This window comes from Streptosporangium sp. NPDC020145 (genome assembly GCF_040631275.1).
Lineage (GTDB): Bacteria > Actinomycetota > Actinomycetes > Streptosporangiales > Streptosporangiaceae > Streptosporangium.
Window position 1 is genome coordinate 1 of the sequence record NZ_JBEXZT010000003.1, and the last position, 17,085, is coordinate 17,085.

Below are 17,085 nucleotides of genomic sequence, written 5' to 3' on the forward strand. Positions count from 1 at the left end.
GTACCCCGAAGGGCCTTTCCGCTCGACTTGCATGTGTTAAGCACGCCGCCAGCGTTCGTCCTGAGCCAGGATCAAACTCTCCAAACAATGCTTTTCGAGTCAACCCCGGCTGAAAGCACACCACCTCAACGCCGAAACGGCGGGAGGCGGGTGTATCAACCAAAGGAATCCATCCCCGCACGGACCATGTCGCCATGTCGTGCGTTAGGACGGGTTTGTGCTTCATGCACTGGCTTTTAGCACACTGTTGAGTTCTCAAGAAACGGACGCGTTCACCGTCCGCCGCCACACCATCCGGTGCGACCACTTCAGGGGCACAAACTTCCGTGTTCCCATCCTATCATTTCCGGCCGGTCCGTGTCAACCCGCTGCCTTCGCAGCCACTCGACACCAACCCGCCAGACCCGCTAGGATCTCGCTCACCCCGTCTCCGGAGCAACCCTTCCAACTTACTCTGACATCCGGCTTCTGTCCAATCCCTCAGACAGGCTAGATCTTCAGTGATCTTTTGGAGGGGTGTGTGGGATCTCGTCCCACTTGAAGAACTCTAGCAGTCCATTCGGGCTCTCAGGACCAACTTGCCGGTAACAACTAAGTCTTCCCTGGGTCACCATGTCTCAAACGTGTGCCCGAAGCCGACACGCGAGAGCCCGGGACCACCAACCGATCCCGGGCTCTGTAATGCGATCGAGTGTTCAGCCGACAGGCAGCGCGTCGAGCTGGGCCGTCAGTCTCGCGATGTCCTGATCCGCCTGGGCGGCACGGGCACGCACCTTGGCCACCACGTCATCAGGCGCCTTCGACATGAACTGCTCATTGCCAAGCTTGGCGGCCACCTGGGCGGCTTCCTTGCGTGCCACCGCGAGATCCTTCTCCAGACGCTTGCGCTCAGCCGCCACATCAATCGTCCCCGCGGTGTCGATCTCCACCTGGATTCCGCCGACGTCGAGGCGCGCGGTCGCGGCGAAGGAGTCGGACGGCTGGTCGAGGCGGAGCAGCGACCTGATCGCCCCCTCGTGCGGGGCCAGGGCCGTACCGGTGAGGGAGAGTCGTGCCGCGACTCGCTGGCCTGGCTTGAGACCCTGGTCGGAACGGAACCTGCGGATCTCGGTGACCAGCCCCTGGAGGGCGACGATCTCCTTCTCCGCGTCACCGTCGCGCAGCGACTCCTGAACCACGGGCCACGGGGCGACCGCGATGGAGGGGGCCGCGGTCACTGCTCGCCACAGTTCCTCGGTGACGAACGGCACCAGCGGATGGAGCAGACGGAGCAGCGCGTCGAAGACGTGCCCGAGCACCAGCCGGGTGTGTTCCTGTCTCGCGGCCAGTTGGATCTTCGCCAGCTCCAGGTACCAGTCGCAGACCTCGTCCCAGGCGAAGTGGTACAGCACATCGGAGACCCTGGCGAACTCGAACTCCTCGAAGGCCGCGTCGACCGTACCGACGACCTCCTGCAGCCGAGAGAGGATCCAGCGGTCGGCCGCGGTCAGCTCCTCGACAGGAAGCTCACCGACCGTCGCGCCGTTCATGAGCGCGAAGCGGGTGGCGTTCCAGATCTTGTTGCAGAAGTTGCGGGAGCCGCCTGCCCATTCCTCGCTGATCGCCACGTCGGATCCGGGGTTGGCACCGCGCAGGAGCGTAAAACGGGTGGCGTCCGCGCCGAAGCGCTCGACCCAGTCGAGCGGGTCCACCACGTTGCCGAACGACTTGGACATCTTCTTGCCGTACTGGTCTCGGACCATCCCGTGCAACGCGACGGTGTGGAACGGAGGACGACCCTCCATCGCGTAGATGCCGAACATCATCATCCTGGCCACCCAGAAGAACAGGATGTCGTAACCGGTGACCAGGACGGAGGTCGGGTAGAACTTGGCCAGTTCGGGGGTCTTCTCCGGCCAGCCCAGGGTCGAGAACGGCCACAGTCCCGAAGAGAACCAGGTGTCGAGGACGTCGGAGTCCTGGACGTAGCCGGCGGGCGGCTCCTCGTCGGGGCCGACGCAGACGACCTCACCCTCGGGGCCGTACCAGACCGGAATCCGATGTCCCCACCACAGCTGCCGTGAGATACACCAGTCGTGCATGTCGTCGACCCAGTCGAAGTAGCGCTTGGCCAGCTCCGGCGGGTGAATCCGGGTGCGTCCCTCACGGACCGCGTCGCCGGCGGCCTTCGCCAGGGGCGAGACGTTGACGAACCACTGCAGCGACAGTCTCGGCTCGACCACTGTCTTGCAGCGTGAGCAGTGACCGACCGAGTGGAGGTAGGGCCGCTTCTCCGCGACGATCCGGCCCTGCTCACGCAGGGCGGCCACGACCGCGGGCCTGGCCTCGAAGCGGTCGAGCCCCTCGAACGGACCGTGTGCGGTGATCACTCCGCGTTCGTCCATGACGATGAGGGAGGGCAGCGAGTGACGGCGGCCGATCTCGAAGTCGTTGGGGTCGTGCGCCGGAGTGACCTTGACCGCTCCGGTGCCGAAGGCGGGGTCGACGTGCTCGTCGGCCACGACCGGAATGCTGCGGCCGGTCAGCGGGAGCTCGACCTGCCTGCCGACCAGGTGCGCGTAGCGCTCGTCCTCGGGGTGCACGGCGACCGCGGTGTCGCCCAGCATGGTCTCGGCGCGGGTCGTGGCGACGATGATCTCGTCCTCGCCGGAGCCGTACCGGATCGAGACGAGTTCGCCCTCGTCCTCGCTGTGCTCGACCTCGATGTCGGACAACGCCGTCAGGCAGCGCGGGCACCAGTTGATGATGCGCTCGGCGCGGTAGATGAGCCCGTCGTCGAAGAGCTTCTTGAAGATGGTCTGGACCGCGCGGGAGAGACCGGGGTCCATGGTGAAGCGCTCGCGGGACCAGTCGACGCCGTCGCCGAGCTTCCGCATCTGCCCGAGAATCCGGCCACCGGACTCTTCCTTCCACTGCCAGACGCGCTCGACGAAGGCCTCCCGGCCAAGGTCGTGGCGAGAGAGGCCCTCCTTGGCGATCTCACGCTCGACGACGTTCTGGGTGGCGATGCCCGCGTGGTCCATACCCGGCAGCCAGAGCGTCTCCTGCCCGCGCATGCGGGCGCGGCGGGTCAGCGCGTCCTGGATCGAGTGGTCGAGGGCGTGGCCGATGTGCAGGACACCGGTTACGTTCGGCGGGGGCAGGACGATGCTGTACGGCTCGCGCTCACTGCTGGGGTCGGCGGTGAAGTACCCCTCGGACACCCAGCGCTCGTAGCTCCGGGTCTCCACGTCGGCGGGGGTGTACTGGGTAGGCAGCTCTGGCGTCGTCACGGTGTCCAATTCTAGAGACGTCCGGACGGTCGATGTCCCCGACTCGCGGCCGTCGTCAGGTGTCCGCACACCTTCCGCCCTGTCCAGACATGTCTCTCTTCGGATGGCGGCCGGACTCCAGCCACCGGAAAGACCCGGAAAGACCGTGGACACGGCGACGCCCCCGCGTAGAGGAACGCGGGGGCGTCGCCGCTTCGGATCGTCCGGCGCTGAGGTCAGGCGGACTTCTCGCGCGGCGTGCGCTGCTGCTTGTTCAGCTGGTCACGGGGCACGAGGGTCGGGTTGACGTGCTCGAGCACCGACTCTCGGGTGATGACGACGCGGGCCACGTCCTGTCGGGAGGGCACCTCGTACATCACCGAAAGCAGGACCTCCTCCAGGATGGCGCGCAGGCCTCTGGCACCGGTGCCCCGCAGGATCGCCTGGTCGGCGATGGCCTCCAGGGCGTCGTCGCTGAACTCCAGCTCGACGTTGTCCAGCTCGAACAGGCGGCGGTACTGCTTGACCAGGGCGTTGCGCGGCTCGGTGAGGATCTGGATGAGCGCGTCGCGGTCAAGGTTGTGCACGCTGGTGATGACCGGGAGGCGGCCGACGAACTCGGGGATCATGCCGAACTTCAGCAGGTCCTCGGGCATGACGTCTCCGAAGATGTCGGAGGTGTCGATGTCGTCCTTGGAACGGATGATGGCGTTGAAGCCGATGCCCTTCCTGCCGACCCGGGACTCGATGATCTTCTCAAGACCCGCGAAGGCGCCACCACAGATGAACAGCACGTTGGTGGTGTCGATCTGGATGAACTCCTGGTGGGGGTGCTTGCGCCCGCCCTGGGGCGGCACGCTCGCGGTGGTGCCCTCCAGGATCTTCAGCAGGGCCTGCTGCACGCCCTCGCCGGAGACGTCCCTGGTGATCGAGGGGTTCTCGCTCTTGCGAGCGATCTTGTCCACCTCGTCGATGTAGATGATGCCGGTCTCGGCCTTCTTGACGTCGTAGTCAGCGGCCTGGATCAGCTTGAGCAATATGTTCTCGACGTCCTCGCCCACATAGCCCGCCTCTGTCAGGGCGGTGGCGTCGGCGATGGCGAACGGCACGTTCAGCATCTTCGCCAACGTCTGGGCGAGCAGTGTCTTGCCGGAACCGGTCGGGCCCAACAGCAGAATGTTGGACTTGGACAGCTCGATGCCGTCGTCACGCCCGCGCTCGCCGGACTGCACCCGCTTGTAGTGGTTGTAGACCGCCACCGAGAGCGCCTTCTTCGCCTGGTCCTGACCGATGACGTAGGCGTCGAGGAACTCGTAGATCTCCCTCGGCTTGGGCAGACTGTCCCACTTGAGCTCGGAGGACTCGCTGAGCTCCTCTTCGATGATCTCGTTGCAGAGATCGATGCACTCATCGCAGATGTATACGCCGGGTCCGGCGATGAGCTTCTTGACTTGCTTCTGGCTCTTCCCGCAGAAAGAGCACTTCAGCAGGTCTCCCCCGTCGCCGATGCGTGCCACCCCAGATACTCCTTTGCGTGGGACCGCCCTGGCTTCGCGGTCCGTTTCTTCCGACCGGACCGATACCCGGTGCGAAAAGTCATCCCGCTCAGGTTTCGACGTTACCGTCTTCTGAGCCCTCAGTGAGCCCCCTAGCGGCGAGTCGCACCGGAAGGTGCCCAATTGGGCACCGTTCCGGTGCGATAGACCTCATTAGGAGGCTATGGCCTTGGCGAGCTTCTTGCGCGACGGGATGATGTCGTCGATCAGCCCATACGCCTTGGCTTCCTCGGCATCGAGGATCTTGTCCCGCTCGATGTCCTTGCGGACCTCTTCGGCGCTCCTGCCCGAGTGCCTGGACAGGATCGACTCCATCTGCGTGCGCATCCGCAGGATCTCACGCGCCTGGATCTCGATGTCGCTTCCCTGGCCGCCACCCTCGGTTGAGGGCTGGTGGATCAGCATGCGGGCGTTGGGCAGGGCGAACCGCTTGCCGGGCGTGCCGCCGGCCAGCAGAATCGCCGCCGCCGAGGCGGCCTGACCGAGACAGACCGTCTGGATCTCCGGCCGGACGAACTGCATCGTGTCGTAGATCGCCATCATGGCGGTGAACGAGCCGCCCGGCGAGTTGATGTAGATGCTGATGTCGCGGTCGGGGTCGATCGACTCCAGCGTCAGCAACTGCGCCATGACGTCGTTGGCCGAGGTGTCGTCAACCTGCACGCCGAGGAAGATGATGCGGTCCTCGAAGAGCTTGTTGTACGGGCTCATCTCCTTGACGCCGTACGACGTGCGCTCGACGAAGGTAGGGATAACGTAACGGCCGTTGATGTCTCCCGGCCGGATCAACTCACTCACCTTTTGCCCCTTCAGGAGACGGCGCCCGTTGAGGGCACCTGCCGGGCGCTGCGCACGACATTGTCGATGAAGCCGTAGTCCTTGGCCTCCTCGGCCGTGAACCAGCGGTCACGGTCGGAGTCGGCCTCGATCTGGTCGAGCGGCTGACCGGTGTGGAAGGCGATGCGCTCGGCAAGGGTCTTCTTGACGTAGAGCATCTGCTCCGCCTGGATGGCGATGTCGGCGGCGGTGCCACCGATGCCCCCGGACGGCTGGTGCATCATGATGCGTGCGTGCGGGAGCGCGTAACGCTTGCCCTTCTCACCGGCGCAGAGCAGGAACTGCCCCATGGAGGCGGCCAGTCCCATCGCGACCGTGCACACATCATTGGGCACGTATTCCATCATGTCGTAAATCGCCATACCGGCGGTCACCGATCCGCCCGGCGAGTTGATGTAGAGCCAGATGTCCCTGTCGGGATCGTCCGCGGCGAGCAGCAGCAGCTCGGCGCAGATTCGGTTGGCGATCTCGTCGTTGACCTGGGTGCCCAGCACGATGATGCGCTCACGCAGCAGCCGCTGATAGAGCTGGTCTTCGAGCCTGAACGAGCCGTTCTGCTGGCTCATCGACTCGGGCCCGGAGCCGGTCGGCTGGTAGAAGGTCGGCGGGCTGGTCACAGCGTCACCTTCCGATGCGTCGTAATCGATTGGCTTTGCTTGTGACCTTAACGCGCGGCGCCTACCGGACATGCCCCCTCCACGTGCTGTTCGCTGACGGCGCATGCTCCCCGCACCGTCCCACACCTCTTCGCCTGGTCCGAGCCCCTACGGCCCCGCCGCCGAATCCGCCGTGTAGGACGGCGTCCACGGCGCAGGAAGGCCCCTGGAGGACATTCGGGGCGGTCCCCCGGACAAGGACGGCGCGACACGCCGGGACACCTGTGCGGGCGCTCAGCCGTACCTGACTGCCCGATGGGGGTTTCCCGCGTGTGGGAAAGCGTGACGCCTCCCCGGTGCCCGGCACCGGGGAGGCGTCACGTAGGTCGTGGAACCGCCTTGTGGCCTACTCGGCGGCCTTGTCGGCGTCGCCCTCGGCGGCCTCGGCGCCCTCAGCGGGCTCCTCGACCACTTCCTGGCCGTTGATCTCGCTGTAGATGGCCTTGAGGTCGACCGTCTCGCCGGCCTCGTCGACCACCTTGGCCGCGTCACCGACGACGCTCTTGGCCTTGTCGCGGACGATCTCGACCATGGCCAGCGTGAGCTGGTCGTTGTCGGCCAGGTGCTTGGCGAGGGCGTTGGGGGCGACGTTCATCTGCATGGCGCGGCGCACCACGAAGTCGGTCAGCTCCTGCTCGCTGACGCCGAGCTCCTCGTTCTTGACGATCTTGTCGAGCACGAAGCCGGTCTTGATCGCCTTGGCGGAGCTCGTGTCGAACTCGGCGAAACGCTCTTCCTCGGTGGTCTGGTAGAGGCGGAAGTAAGCCTCCTTGCTCAGGCCACTCTCGGCGATCTGGTGCTCAAGGTTGTGCTTGCGGCTGTCGACCTCGGCCTTGAGCGCGCTCTCCGGGATCGGAATGTCGAGCTTGTCGAGGAGCGCGTCGAGGGCGTTCTCGCGCGCCTGGACGACCTGCTCGATCAGCTTGGTGCGGCGCACCTGCTCGCGGACGCTCTCCTTGAGCTCGTCGAGAGTGTCGAACTCGCTGGCCAGCTGGGCGAACTCGTCGTCGAGCTCGGGGAGGACCTTCTCCTTGACGCTCTTGATGGTGATGGTCACCACGGCCTCCTCGCCGGCGTTCTGCCCGCCGACCAGGTTGGTGGTGAACTCCTTGACGTCACCGGCGGACATGCCGACCAGCGCGTCGTCGAGGCCCTGCAGCACGGAGCCCGCGCCGACCTCGTAGGAGACGTCGCCCGCCTGCTGCTCCTCGATGTTCACACCATCGATCGCGGCGGCCAGGTCCATCACGACGTAGTCGCCGTTGGCCGCGGCGCGCTCGACGCCGGTCAGCGTGGCGAAGCGCTGGCGCAGGCCGTCCAGCTGGGCCTCGACGTCCTCGTCCGTCACCTGGGCGACCGGGACGGTGACCTCGATGCCCTCGTAGTCGGGAACGTCGAAGTTCGGGCGGACGTCCACCTCGGCGGTGAACTCGACCTGCTCGCCGTCATCGATCTTGGTGACCTCGATGCTCGGCTGACTGACCGGGAAGATGTCGCTCTCGTCGACGGCCTGGCCGTACAGCTTCGGCACCGCGTCGTTGAGGGTCTCCTCCAGAACCACCGCGCGGCCGAAGCGCTGCTCGATGATCCGGGCCGGGACCTTGCCGGGGCGGAAGCCGGGGACGCGCACCTGCTGCGCGACCTTCTTGTACGCCGCCTGCATGCTCTCGCCGAGCTCCTCGAACGGCACCTCGACAGTGAGCTTGACCCGGGTCGGGCTGAGCTCCTCGACAGCGGTCTTCACGGGGTGGTCTCCTTGATCAAGCTTCGAGTGATCGCGGGCGCGTCAAGTCGTACGGCTACCGCGGCAAGCTCGCGCGCCGCGCCCACATGAGCGGCACCGGACACAGCCGTTCAGACATGCGATATTAGGGCATGATCAACTGTGGCGGGTGTCCAACGCCGCTGGCCAGTCTAGGGCAGAGCCGCGCCTGGGAGCGACCGGCGCTCGTTCAGTTCTCCTTGATGATTCTCCGCAGGATGTCGGTCGTCTCCCCCGGAGTGGTGCTGACCGCGCACAGCCGTTCCATGACCTCGCTGTAGCGGTCGACCTCCTCACGCTTGTCCAGGTAGAGGGCGCTGGCGAGCTGTTCGACGTAGACCACGTCGGGAAGCTCACTGTCCTGGAAACGCAGCACGCTGAAGGCGCCGCCCTCGGCGCTGTGACCGCCGAAGCTGAACGGCATGACCTGAATCGTGATATTGGGCTGGCGCATGAGGTCGAGCAGGTGCTCCAGCTGTGCGCGGGACACCTCGGCGCCACCGATGGGGCGACGCAGCGCGGCCTCGTCGATGACGGCCCAGAAGAACGGGCCGTCCGGGCGTTCGAGCACCCGCTGGCGCTGCATCCGCAGGTCGACGCGGCGCGCGATCTCCTCGGGGGAGATGCCCGCGCTGCCCGCGGTGATGACCGCCCGGGCGTACTCCTTGGTCTGGAGCAGGCCCGGCACGAACTGCACCTCGTAGGTGCGGATGCGGGAGGCCGCCTCCTCAAGGCCGACGTAGGTCTGGAACCACGAGGGGAGCAGGTCGTTGAAGCGGTGCCACCAGCCGGGCTCGTTGGCCTTGAGCAGCAGCTCCATGACGGCCGCCCTGGCTTCCTCCTCCTCGACACCGTAGAAGGTGAGCAGGTCGGCGACGTCGCGTTCCCGCAGGCCGACCCTGCCGAGCTCCATCCTGCTGATCTTGGACTCCGACCCCCTGATGAGGTGCCCGGCCTCCTCACGCGACAGGCCCTTGGCCTCGCGCAGCCGGCGCAACTGGGAGCCCAGGAGAATCCGCAGAGCCGTGGGACCCGAGCCCGGTTGAACCTGCGTCACTTCGCCTCCCTATTCAGTTGGGCCAGCGCACACAGTGTCACCACTTCCAGGCGCAATGACAAGGTCCCAACTCCGTGTCCGGTCCGACAACCTCTTCTACTGTTCGCCCATGCGCCTGCACGATGCAACTGCACGTGCATTTGGGTCTTGCAGCGGGCGTTCCGGTGACCCATGATGGCCTAGTGCATATTGGGCTTATGGTGCACAAGCTCTGAAAACTCACAACCAGCGCGGAGACTCACGATGAGAGCGGGAGATACCGGCAGGATGGTGGAGGAGCCGAAATCGGCTGCCGGCTACCTGCAGGCGACTCGCGAGGTGAGCTTCGACGACCTGCTCGCGGCCAGGCACTCCGACGCCACGGCGTGCCCGCTTCCCCACCAGGCGGACTCGGTGAAGACCGCCCGCGAGGTGACGAGGTCGAAGCTGCGAGAGTGGGGCCTGTCGGAGCTGAGCGACGACGCGGCCCTGGTGGTCTCCGAGCTCGTGACGAACGCGGTGCGCTACGCGCTGCGTCCACCGAGCACGATGGAGGCCAACCCGATCACCCTCGTGCTGCTGCACCTGTCTCCCCACGTGCTGCTGGCCGTCGCCGATCCCAGTGACGAGGTCCCCACCCCCAAGGAGCCGGACTTCATCTCGGAGAACGGCCGCGGCCTCTACATCGTGGAGACCTACAGCAAGTGCTGGGGCTGGGACCACCTCAACCGCGGCGGCAAGGCCGTCTGGGCGCTCTTCAGCGGGACGCACTGACCCACCCGACAGAGTCGGATGAGCCAGGCGAACCAGATGAAAAGGCCGACCCAGATCGAATCCGATCGGATCGGCCCCCACCAGCGTCGGGGTGACAGGATTTGAACCTGCGGCCCCCTGCTCCCAAAGCAGGTGCGCTACCAAACTGCGCCACACCCCGTACGTCGGTGCGCGCTCGCTCCGGATCTCCGGTACGATTACGCCCTGACGACCGGATGAAGTCTAGACCAGACTGACACCGGCTCGCGCGGACGTAGCTCAATGGTAGAGCCCCAGTCTTCCAAACTGGCTACGCGGGTTCGATTCCCGTCGTCCGCTCAGATGGCGAAGGGCCAGGTCACCTCCATGGTGTCCTGGCCCTTCCGCTATCGGGAACCGTCCGATCCTCTGTGGCCGTTCTCACGCTTCCGATCTTTCGTCCGGCCGTGTCGCGAAGGATGACCATCCGTCCGGCGGGGAACGGTCCGCACTACGGGGGACGGCCTCGTACGGCACGGACGTCGCGCGAGGCCCGGGACCGGCCGCACCGGATTGGGGACTCGACGGCCATCGGGTTTACGCTGCGGAGAAATATCGGGAAATCTGCGCCAAATGCGGATACGGGATATAGATCGTTCTTTACGATTCTCCATGAGCGGCAGTCAAGTCACCGGAGGGAACGTGGCGGGGTTCGAGGGCGTCATGATCGGCCGCGCGGGCGGTCACCCCGGCGGACCGGGTCCGGTGACCCCTCGCTGCGGCGCCCGCGGGGCCGCCGGAGTCCCGGCGCACAGCGGGAGGCGGGGCACGGAGCTGCGGTGGAACGGGTGAACCGCCGTTTCGTCGCCAAGGATCCGGCGTCGTCGACCCCCAGGATGAGCAGCCCGGCGACCATGCACGAGCAGCTCTCCCTGCTCAACGCGGCCAGCAAGCGGATCGGCAGCACGCTGGACATGTTCGAGACCGGCAGGGAGCTGATGAACGTCGCCGTGCCGCGCTTCGCGGACGCGGCGGGCATCCTGGTCCAGGACAGACTGCTGACCGAGGGAGAGTTCGCCCAGCGCAGCATCGACGGCTCGGCGCTCGTACGGCGGATCGCCGTCGGGGTCTCCAGCACGACCCCGGACGAGTACGCCGAGGCCTTCCCGGTGGACGAGGTCACCAGCTACGCGGCGTGGACGCCGTACGCCAGGTGCATGGCCACCGGAAACCCGATCCTCTACCCCCGCCTCGGGCGCAGGACCTCGGAGGAGATCGGGCGCTCCTCCAAGCGTGACTCGGTCGCCCGGGTCCTGGAGGAGAGCTCCTTCCTGGCGGTGCCGCTGAAGGCGCGGGGCCGGGTGCTCGGCTTCGTCATCTTCACCCGCAGGCCGGACAGCGAGCCCTTCGACGAGCAGGACGTCAACCTCGCCGAGGAACTGGCCGCCAGGACCGCGGTCTGTCTCGACAACGCCCGGCTCTACAACCGCGAACGCCGTACCGCGCTGACCCTGCAGAGCAGTCTGCTGCCCGCCGACCTCTACCAGCCGCTCGGTCTGACGATCGCCTCCCGCTACCTGCCCGCCAGCGACCTGGTCGGGGTCGGCGGCGACTGGTACGACGTGATCCCGCTGCCCGGCTGCCGGGTCGCCCTCGTCGTCGGCGACGTGATGGGGCACGGCATCAGGGCCGCCGCGACGATGGGCCAGCTGCGCACCGCCGCCCGTACGCTCGCCAGTCTCGACCTGTGCCCCTCCGAAGTGCTCTTCCGGCTCAACCGGATGAGCCAGGACCTGGACACCACCCAGATCGCGACCTGCCTCTACGCCACCTACGACCCGGTCACCCGGGCCTGCGCGATCTCCTGCGCCGGCCACGTCCCACCCGTCCTCGTACGGCCGGGCGGCGAGACCGAGCTGCTCGAACTGCCCGCCGGTCTGCCCCTGGGCATCGGCAACGAGCCCTTCGAACGGCGTGAGCTGGTGCTGCCGCACGACTCGATCCTCGCCTTCTACACCGACGGCCTGGTCGAGAGCCGTGACCGGGACATCGACGAGGGCATCGGCATGCTGCGCGACCTGCTCACCGGCGGGCGTCACGATCTTGAGGAGCTCTGCGACCTCACGATCGGCGCGCAGCGTCCCGGGCACGAGCGCGACGACATCGCGCTCCTGCTCGCCAGGGTGCGCGAGCTGGACGAGGACGACGTCGTCGACCTCCTGTTGCCCCCCGACCCCCGCTCCGCGGGGCAGGCCCGTGCCTTCGTGCGCGCCACCCTCGCCGAGTGGCGGCTTGAGGCGATCGTCGACAACGTCGAGCTCATGGTCAGCGAGCTGGTCGCCAACGCCGTCGAGCACGGTTCGGGAAGCGTCGGACTGCGCATGCTGCGCGGCCCGACGCTGGTGTGCGAGGTGAGCGACCGCTCCACCGTGCTGCCGTCGATGCGGGACGCGGGCAGTGACGACGACACCGGCCGCGGCCTCCACCTCGTCAACTGGCTCGCCCACCGCTGGGGCTCCCGGACGACCGCCAAGGGGAAGGTCGTCTGGGTCGAGCAGCGCCTGCCGTAGGTCAGGACAGGGCGTTTCTCCTGAGGGAGGGCATGCGCCCGGCCAGCCTGAGCGCGCCCCTGAAGGCCACCCTGGCCAGGCGGCTGTCGTCGACGAACTGCCTGGCGGCCCTGAGCGACCTGCGCACGGCGGCGAAGCCGTACTCGCGCATCTCGGTCTCGTAGCCGGCGATGGCCGTGACGGGGTCCGTTCCGTCGCGCAGGGCGCGGGTGAGCAGACAGGCGTCACGCAGGGCGGCGTTCGCCCCGATCCCCCGCATCGGGGTCATGCTGTGCACCGCGTCGCCGAGCAGGGTGATGTTCGTCGCGGGCCAGGGATCGACGGGGACCGCGGTGCGGATCGGCAGCAGGGAGACGCTCTCGGGTGCCGAGGCGGTGACCAGCCTTCGCAGGTCGGGGTGCCAGGTGGCGACCAGCCCGGCGACGGTGTCCCTGAGTTCCTGACCGTTCATGCCGGACAGTCCGGTGGGGAGGCGTCCCGCCGAGGCGCCGAAGACCCACATGACGTAGTCGCCCGCTCCGTCGCCTCCGGCGTCCCGCTGTCCGAACTCCTGCGGCGCGGTGAACATGCCGCACCCCCTCGGCGGGATGATCATGTTGGGGCCCCGCCACAGCCGGGGGGCGACCTGGGCGCGTGTCTCGCCGGTGAGCGGGAACCTGCCCGCGACCGTGAGGATGCCGGTGTCGATCCGCCGGGCGTGCGGGAGGTACTGCTTTCTGACCCGGGAGTTGCCCCCGTCCGCGGCGACCACGACGTCCGCGTTCTCGGTGGTCCCGTCGGCGAAGTGCAGGGTCACGGTCCCGTCCGGTTCCCGGGTGTAGCGCTCGTAGGTCCTGTCGAACCGTACGACGTCGGACAGGCCGGTCAGCAGCAGCTCCCTGAGCGTGACCCGGCTGATGGAGTGGTGGTTGTCCAGCGGGTCCGGCCCGCGCGGGGTCTCCATCACCATCAGGGGGTTCATCCTCTCGGTGAGGAAGCCGAAGTCCCGCCCGCTCCCTGAGGCCGACGCCAGGAACGTCTCCCATAACTCCGGAGGCAGACACTCGTTGAGCGCGCGGGCCCCCGTCGGGTCGATGTGGATGCGGTAACCCTGGAGCCGGTCGCCGGGAGTGCGGTCACGCTCGTAGACCGTCACCTCCACGCCCGCCCGGCGCAGCCCCTGCGCCAGGCACAGCCCCCCGAGGCCGCCACCGATGATCGCCACTCGCGAGTTCGTCATACCTCACTATCGGCCATCGTGAGGCTCGTCGAGCGAGTCCGTCACACCCCGGTGTCATGCCCGACAAGCGCGATGACTACTGGCCTCCCAGGAGTTACGGTCGAAATGAGGAGCTGGGAGGGCATGATGATCACCGACGTACGCGAGGCCTACCGCCGCGCGCTGGACGACTTCGGCGCTCTCGTTCACAGGATCACCCCGGAGCAGTGGCACAACCGGACACCCTGTGTCGACTGGGACGTGCGGGATCTGGTCGAACATGTGGTGGGCGAGAACCTGTGGGCTCCGGAACTGCTCGGCGGGCGGACCGCCGCCGAGGTCGGGGACGACTTCGACGGCGATCTGCTCGGCGACGACCCGTTGAAGGCGTTCGACACCTCCGCCACCGCCGCCGTGCAGGCCGCCTACGGGGAGGGGGCGCTGACCCGCCTGGCCAGACTCTCCTTCGGGGACGTGCCCGGCGGGGAGTACGTCACCGAGTTGTTCGCCGACGTCCTGATCCACACCTGGGACCTGGCCAGGGCGATCGGCGCCGACGAACGGCTCGATCCCGAGCTGGTCGAGGCCTGCGCGGCGTGGGTCGCGGGCGCCGAGGCCGGTTACCGGCAGGCGGGGGTCATCGGGGCGCAGCAGCCGATCGCCTCCGGCACCGACGCCCAGACCCGGCTGCTCGCCTCCTGGGGACGACGCGGCTAACGCGACGTCGGGCGTCTTCCGTGGTTGGCCTTGTTCCGTTTGCGGGCCCGGTTCTTACGCGCTCGTTTGCCCACGCGGCCTCCTTCCGTGAACCCCGCCGGGTGCGGGATCCGCCTCTTACGTTCCTCCCGGGGCACCCGCCGTACAAGAGGGCGGATCTAGGCTGCCTCGCATGAGCGAGAAGCTGATGGAGCGCTGGCGCCTCCTGGCCGGAACCGAGGCCGACCGGCTCGGCGCGGACCTGCTGTCCCGGTACGGCGAGCCACACCGCAAATACCACACGACCGCACATCTGACGGCCGTGCTCGACCACGTCGACGCGCTCGCCGGCAGTGCCGCCGACCCGGACCTGGTACGGCTCGCGGCCTGGTTCCACGACGCCGTCTACGACCCCCGGCGCAGCGACAACGAGGAGCGCAGCGCCAGGCTCGCCGAGCGGGCGCTACCCGAGCTCGGGATGTCACCGGAGGCTGTCGGGACGGTCGCGCGGCTGGTCAGGCTCACGATCACACACGCCCCCGAGCCAGGGGACGCCGACGGGGCCGTGCTGTGCGACGCCGACCTGGCGATCCTCGCCTCCTCTCCCCAGGAGTACGCCGTCTACGCGGCGGCGGTGCGGGAGGAGTACTTCTTCGTCCCCGACGAGCTCTTCAGGCAGGGCAGGGCCGCGGTGCTGCGCTCGCTGCTCGACCTTCCCGTGATCTTCCACGTCGCGGACCTTGAGACGCGGGCGCGGGCCAACATCCATGCCGAGCTTGAGCGACTGTGAGCACTTAACCCCCATAATCCAACATTCACTCCTGTGAGTCTGTGGTAATTTGCTGGAGTCTGGTGGATTAAGGAGGGGATCGATGCTCGCCCAGCAGCGGCAGCAGGTGATTCTCGAACGGGTGCGCGGCAGTGGCGGGGTCAGGGTCGCCGACCTGGTCCGCGAGTTCGGTGTCTCCGACATGACGATCCGCAGGGATCTTGAGGCGCTGGCGGAGCGCGGTCTCGTGGAGAAGGTCCATGGTGGGGCGACGGCCACGGGACCCGGCTCGACCGAGGAGCCCGGGTTCACCGCCAAGTCCGCGCGTCAGCAGTCGGAGAAGGAGGCGATCGCCAGGCACGCCGCCGGGCTCGTCAAGCCGGGCACGGCGATAGCGCTCTCCGCGGGCACCACCACCTGGACGCTCGCCCACTTCGTGACCGACGTGCCAGAGCTGACGGTGATCACCAACTCGATCCGGATCGCCGAGGTCTTCCACCGCGCGCCGCGCGCCGACCGCACCGTGGTGCTGACCGGCGGGGTGCGCACCCCCTCGGACGCGCTGGTCGGCCCCGTGGCCGTCGCGGCCATCAGAGGGCTGCACGTGGACACCCTGTTCCTCGGCGTGCACGGGATGAGCGCCCGCGCCGGGTTCACCACCCCCAACCTGCTCGAAGCGGAGACGGACCGGGCGCTCGTGGCCTCGGCGCACCGCCTGGTCGTGCCCGCCGACCACACCAAGTGGGGGACGGTCGGGATCAGCACGATCGCCGAGCTGTCCGAGGCCCACGTCCTGATCACGGACTCCGGGCTCGGGCGGGAGGCCCGCGAGGAACTCGCCGCCAGGGTCGGTGAGCTGGTCGTCGCCGGTGACGGGACCCGCGACCGATGAGGCGCACCGCGACCCACCTGGCCGACGGCCGCGAGCTGTTCTACTTCGACCTGCGGGACGACGCGGAGCGCGGCGCGGTCGACACGCGCGACCTGCCGCCCAGGCCCGCCGCCTCCGAGCTGCGCTACGACCCGCTCACCGAGGAGTGGGTCGCGGTCGCCGGGCACCGGCAGGGCCGTACGTTCCTGCCGCCCGCCGACGAGTGCCCGCTGTGCCCGTCGGCGCCCGGCCGTCCGACCGAGATCCCCTCCCCCACCTACGACGTGGCCGTCTTCGAGAACCGCTTCCCGTCCTTCTCCACCAACCTGGGCGCCTACCCGCAGGTCGGCGGCCTGAGTGAGGTACGGCCCGGCGTCGGCAGGTGCGAGGTCGTCTGCTTCACCTCCGAGCACGACTCCTCCTTCTCCATGCTTTCTCCCGAGCGGGTCGAGCTGGTGATGGAGGCGTGGATCGACCGCACCGTCGCGCTCTCCGCGATGCCCGGGGTCGAGCAGGTGTTCTGCTTCGAGAACCGCGGCCCGGAGATCGGCATCACCCTGCCCCATCCGCACGGCCAGATCTACGCCTATCCCTACGTGACCCCGCGTACCCGGACCCTGCTCGGCGCGGCGCGGCGGCACAGGGAGCGCACCGGTGGCGACCTCTTCGCCGACGTGCTCGCGGCCGAACGGGAGGCCGCCGAGCGTGTGGTCGCGGCCAACGAGCACTGGACGGCGTTCGTGCCCGCCGCGGCCCGCTGGCCGGTCGAGGTCCATCTCTACCCGCACCGCGGGGTTCCCGGCCTTGACGGACTCGACCCCGCCGAGCGTGCGGCGTTCGGACCGCTCTACACCGAGGTGCTGCGCCGCCTGGACGGGCTGTTCGGGGTGCCCATGCCGTACGTCTCGGCCTGGCACCAGGCACCGGTGCGGGTGGACAGGGACCTGGCGTACACGCATCTTGAGCTGTTCAGCATCCGCCGGGCGCCGGACAAGCTCAAGTATCTCGCCGGGTCCGAGTCGGCCATGGGGGCCTTCGTGAACGACATTCCGCCTGAGGAGACAGCTCGGCGCCTGCGCGCCGTTATCACGGAATGATCACCGATCGGTCTCGACTCGGGGTCGCGCGGTCACCTTTTTACCATTACTATC

The 17,085-nt window shown here is 67.7% G+C and carries 13 protein-coding genes, 2 tRNA genes and 1 rRNA gene; 7 read left to right on the forward strand and 9 right to left on the reverse strand.

Annotated elements, in window-relative coordinates; translation table 11 throughout:
- From ABZ463_RS05465 to ABZ463_RS05495, 7 genes are all read right to left on the reverse strand, one after another.
- Nucleotides 1-87: ribosomal RNA gene (locus ABZ463_RS05465) — 16S ribosomal RNA — on the reverse strand; the annotation flags it as partial.
- A 608-nt stretch (nt 88-695) separates the two neighbouring features.
- Nucleotides 696-3,272 carry a valine--tRNA ligase gene (locus tag ABZ463_RS05470; protein ID WP_362773312.1) on the reverse strand — a complete coding sequence of 859 codons (2,577 nt, stop codon included), beginning with the start codon at nt 3,270-3,272 and terminating at the stop codon, nt 696-698.
- A gap of 215 nt (nt 3,273-3,487) precedes the next feature.
- Complete coding sequence (gene clpX / locus ABZ463_RS05475) at nt 3,488-4,768, reverse strand: ATP-dependent Clp protease ATP-binding subunit ClpX (RefSeq protein WP_184724068.1); 1,281 nt, start codon at nt 4,766-4,768, stop codon at nt 3,488-3,490.
- A gap of 192 nt (nt 4,769-4,960) precedes the next feature.
- A complete protein-coding gene (locus tag ABZ463_RS05480) occupies nt 4,961-5,605 on the reverse strand; it encodes an ATP-dependent Clp protease proteolytic subunit (RefSeq protein WP_352010723.1) in 645 nt (214 codons plus the stop codon).
- Between the two features lie 11 nt (nt 5,606-5,616).
- Nucleotides 5,617-6,210 (reverse strand): ATP-dependent Clp protease proteolytic subunit, encoded by a 594-nt coding sequence (locus tag ABZ463_RS05485; RefSeq protein WP_352010742.1) that lies wholly within the window; start codon nt 6,208-6,210, stop codon nt 5,617-5,619.
- Nucleotides 6,211-6,646: 436 nt separating this feature from the next.
- Complete coding sequence (gene tig, locus ABZ463_RS05490) at nt 6,647-8,044, reverse strand: trigger factor (RefSeq protein WP_352010722.1); 1,398 nt, start codon at nt 8,042-8,044, stop codon at nt 6,647-6,649.
- A 208-nt stretch (nt 8,045-8,252) separates the two neighbouring features.
- Nucleotides 8,253-9,119 (reverse strand): helix-turn-helix transcriptional regulator, encoded by an 867-nt coding sequence (locus tag ABZ463_RS05495; RefSeq protein WP_352010721.1) that lies wholly within the window; start codon nt 9,117-9,119, stop codon nt 8,253-8,255.
- Between the two features lie 243 nt (nt 9,120-9,362).
- On the opposite strand from ABZ463_RS05495, the gene ABZ463_RS05500 reads away from it, so the two are divergent.
- The gene (locus ABZ463_RS05500) at nt 9,363-9,872 is read left to right on the forward strand and encodes an ATP-binding protein (protein WP_352010720.1); all 510 of its coding nucleotides are present in this window, start codon (nt 9,363-9,365) and stop codon (nt 9,870-9,872) included.
- An 86-nt stretch (nt 9,873-9,958) separates the two neighbouring features.
- Here the strand turns inward: ABZ463_RS05500 and ABZ463_RS05505 are convergent.
- Nucleotides 9,959-10,032, reverse strand: a tRNA-Pro gene (locus ABZ463_RS05505).
- An 87-nt stretch (nt 10,033-10,119) separates the two neighbouring features.
- Here ABZ463_RS05505 and ABZ463_RS05510 point away from each other — a divergent pair.
- Nucleotides 10,120-10,190, forward strand: a tRNA-Gly gene (locus tag ABZ463_RS05510).
- A gap of 479 nt (nt 10,191-10,669) precedes the next feature.
- Complete coding sequence (locus ABZ463_RS05515) at nt 10,670-12,400, forward strand: SpoIIE family protein phosphatase (RefSeq protein ID WP_352010718.1); 1,731 nt, start codon at nt 10,670-10,672, stop codon at nt 12,398-12,400.
- Between the two features lies 1 nt (nt 12,401).
- Here ABZ463_RS05515 and ABZ463_RS05520 read toward each other — a convergent pair whose 3' ends face one another.
- Entirely contained in the window at nt 12,402-13,619 is a 1,218-nt protein-coding gene (locus tag ABZ463_RS05520) for an NAD(P)/FAD-dependent oxidoreductase (RefSeq protein WP_362773323.1), read from the reverse strand.
- Nucleotides 13,620-13,724: 105 nt separating this feature from the next.
- On the opposite strand from ABZ463_RS05520, the gene ABZ463_RS05525 reads away from it, so the two are divergent.
- The 4 genes from ABZ463_RS05525 (at nt 13,725) to galT (ending at nt 17,031) form a co-directional block, all read left to right on the forward strand.
- On the forward strand, nt 13,725-14,315 hold the full coding sequence (locus ABZ463_RS05525; protein WP_352010716.1) for a TIGR03086 family metal-binding protein: 591 nt from the start codon (nt 13,725-13,727) through the stop codon (nt 14,313-14,315).
- Nucleotides 14,316-14,487: 172 nt separating this feature from the next.
- Nucleotides 14,488-15,084 (forward strand): metal-dependent phosphohydrolase, encoded by a 597-nt coding sequence (locus ABZ463_RS05530; RefSeq protein ID WP_352010715.1) that lies wholly within the window; start codon nt 14,488-14,490, stop codon nt 15,082-15,084.
- Between the two features lie 82 nt (nt 15,085-15,166).
- Nucleotides 15,167-15,955, forward strand: a complete 789-nt coding sequence (locus tag ABZ463_RS05535; RefSeq protein WP_362773329.1) for a DeoR/GlpR family DNA-binding transcription regulator — start codon at nt 15,167-15,169, stop codon at nt 15,953-15,955.
- Nucleotides 15,952-17,031 carry a galactose-1-phosphate uridylyltransferase gene (gene galT / locus ABZ463_RS05540; protein ID WP_352010713.1) on the forward strand — a complete coding sequence of 360 codons (1,080 nt, stop codon included), beginning with the start codon at nt 15,952-15,954 and terminating at the stop codon, nt 17,029-17,031. Before ABZ463_RS05535 ends, galT begins: the two co-directional genes overlap by 4 nt.
- The last annotated feature ends 54 nt before the right edge of the window (nt 17,032-17,085 follow it).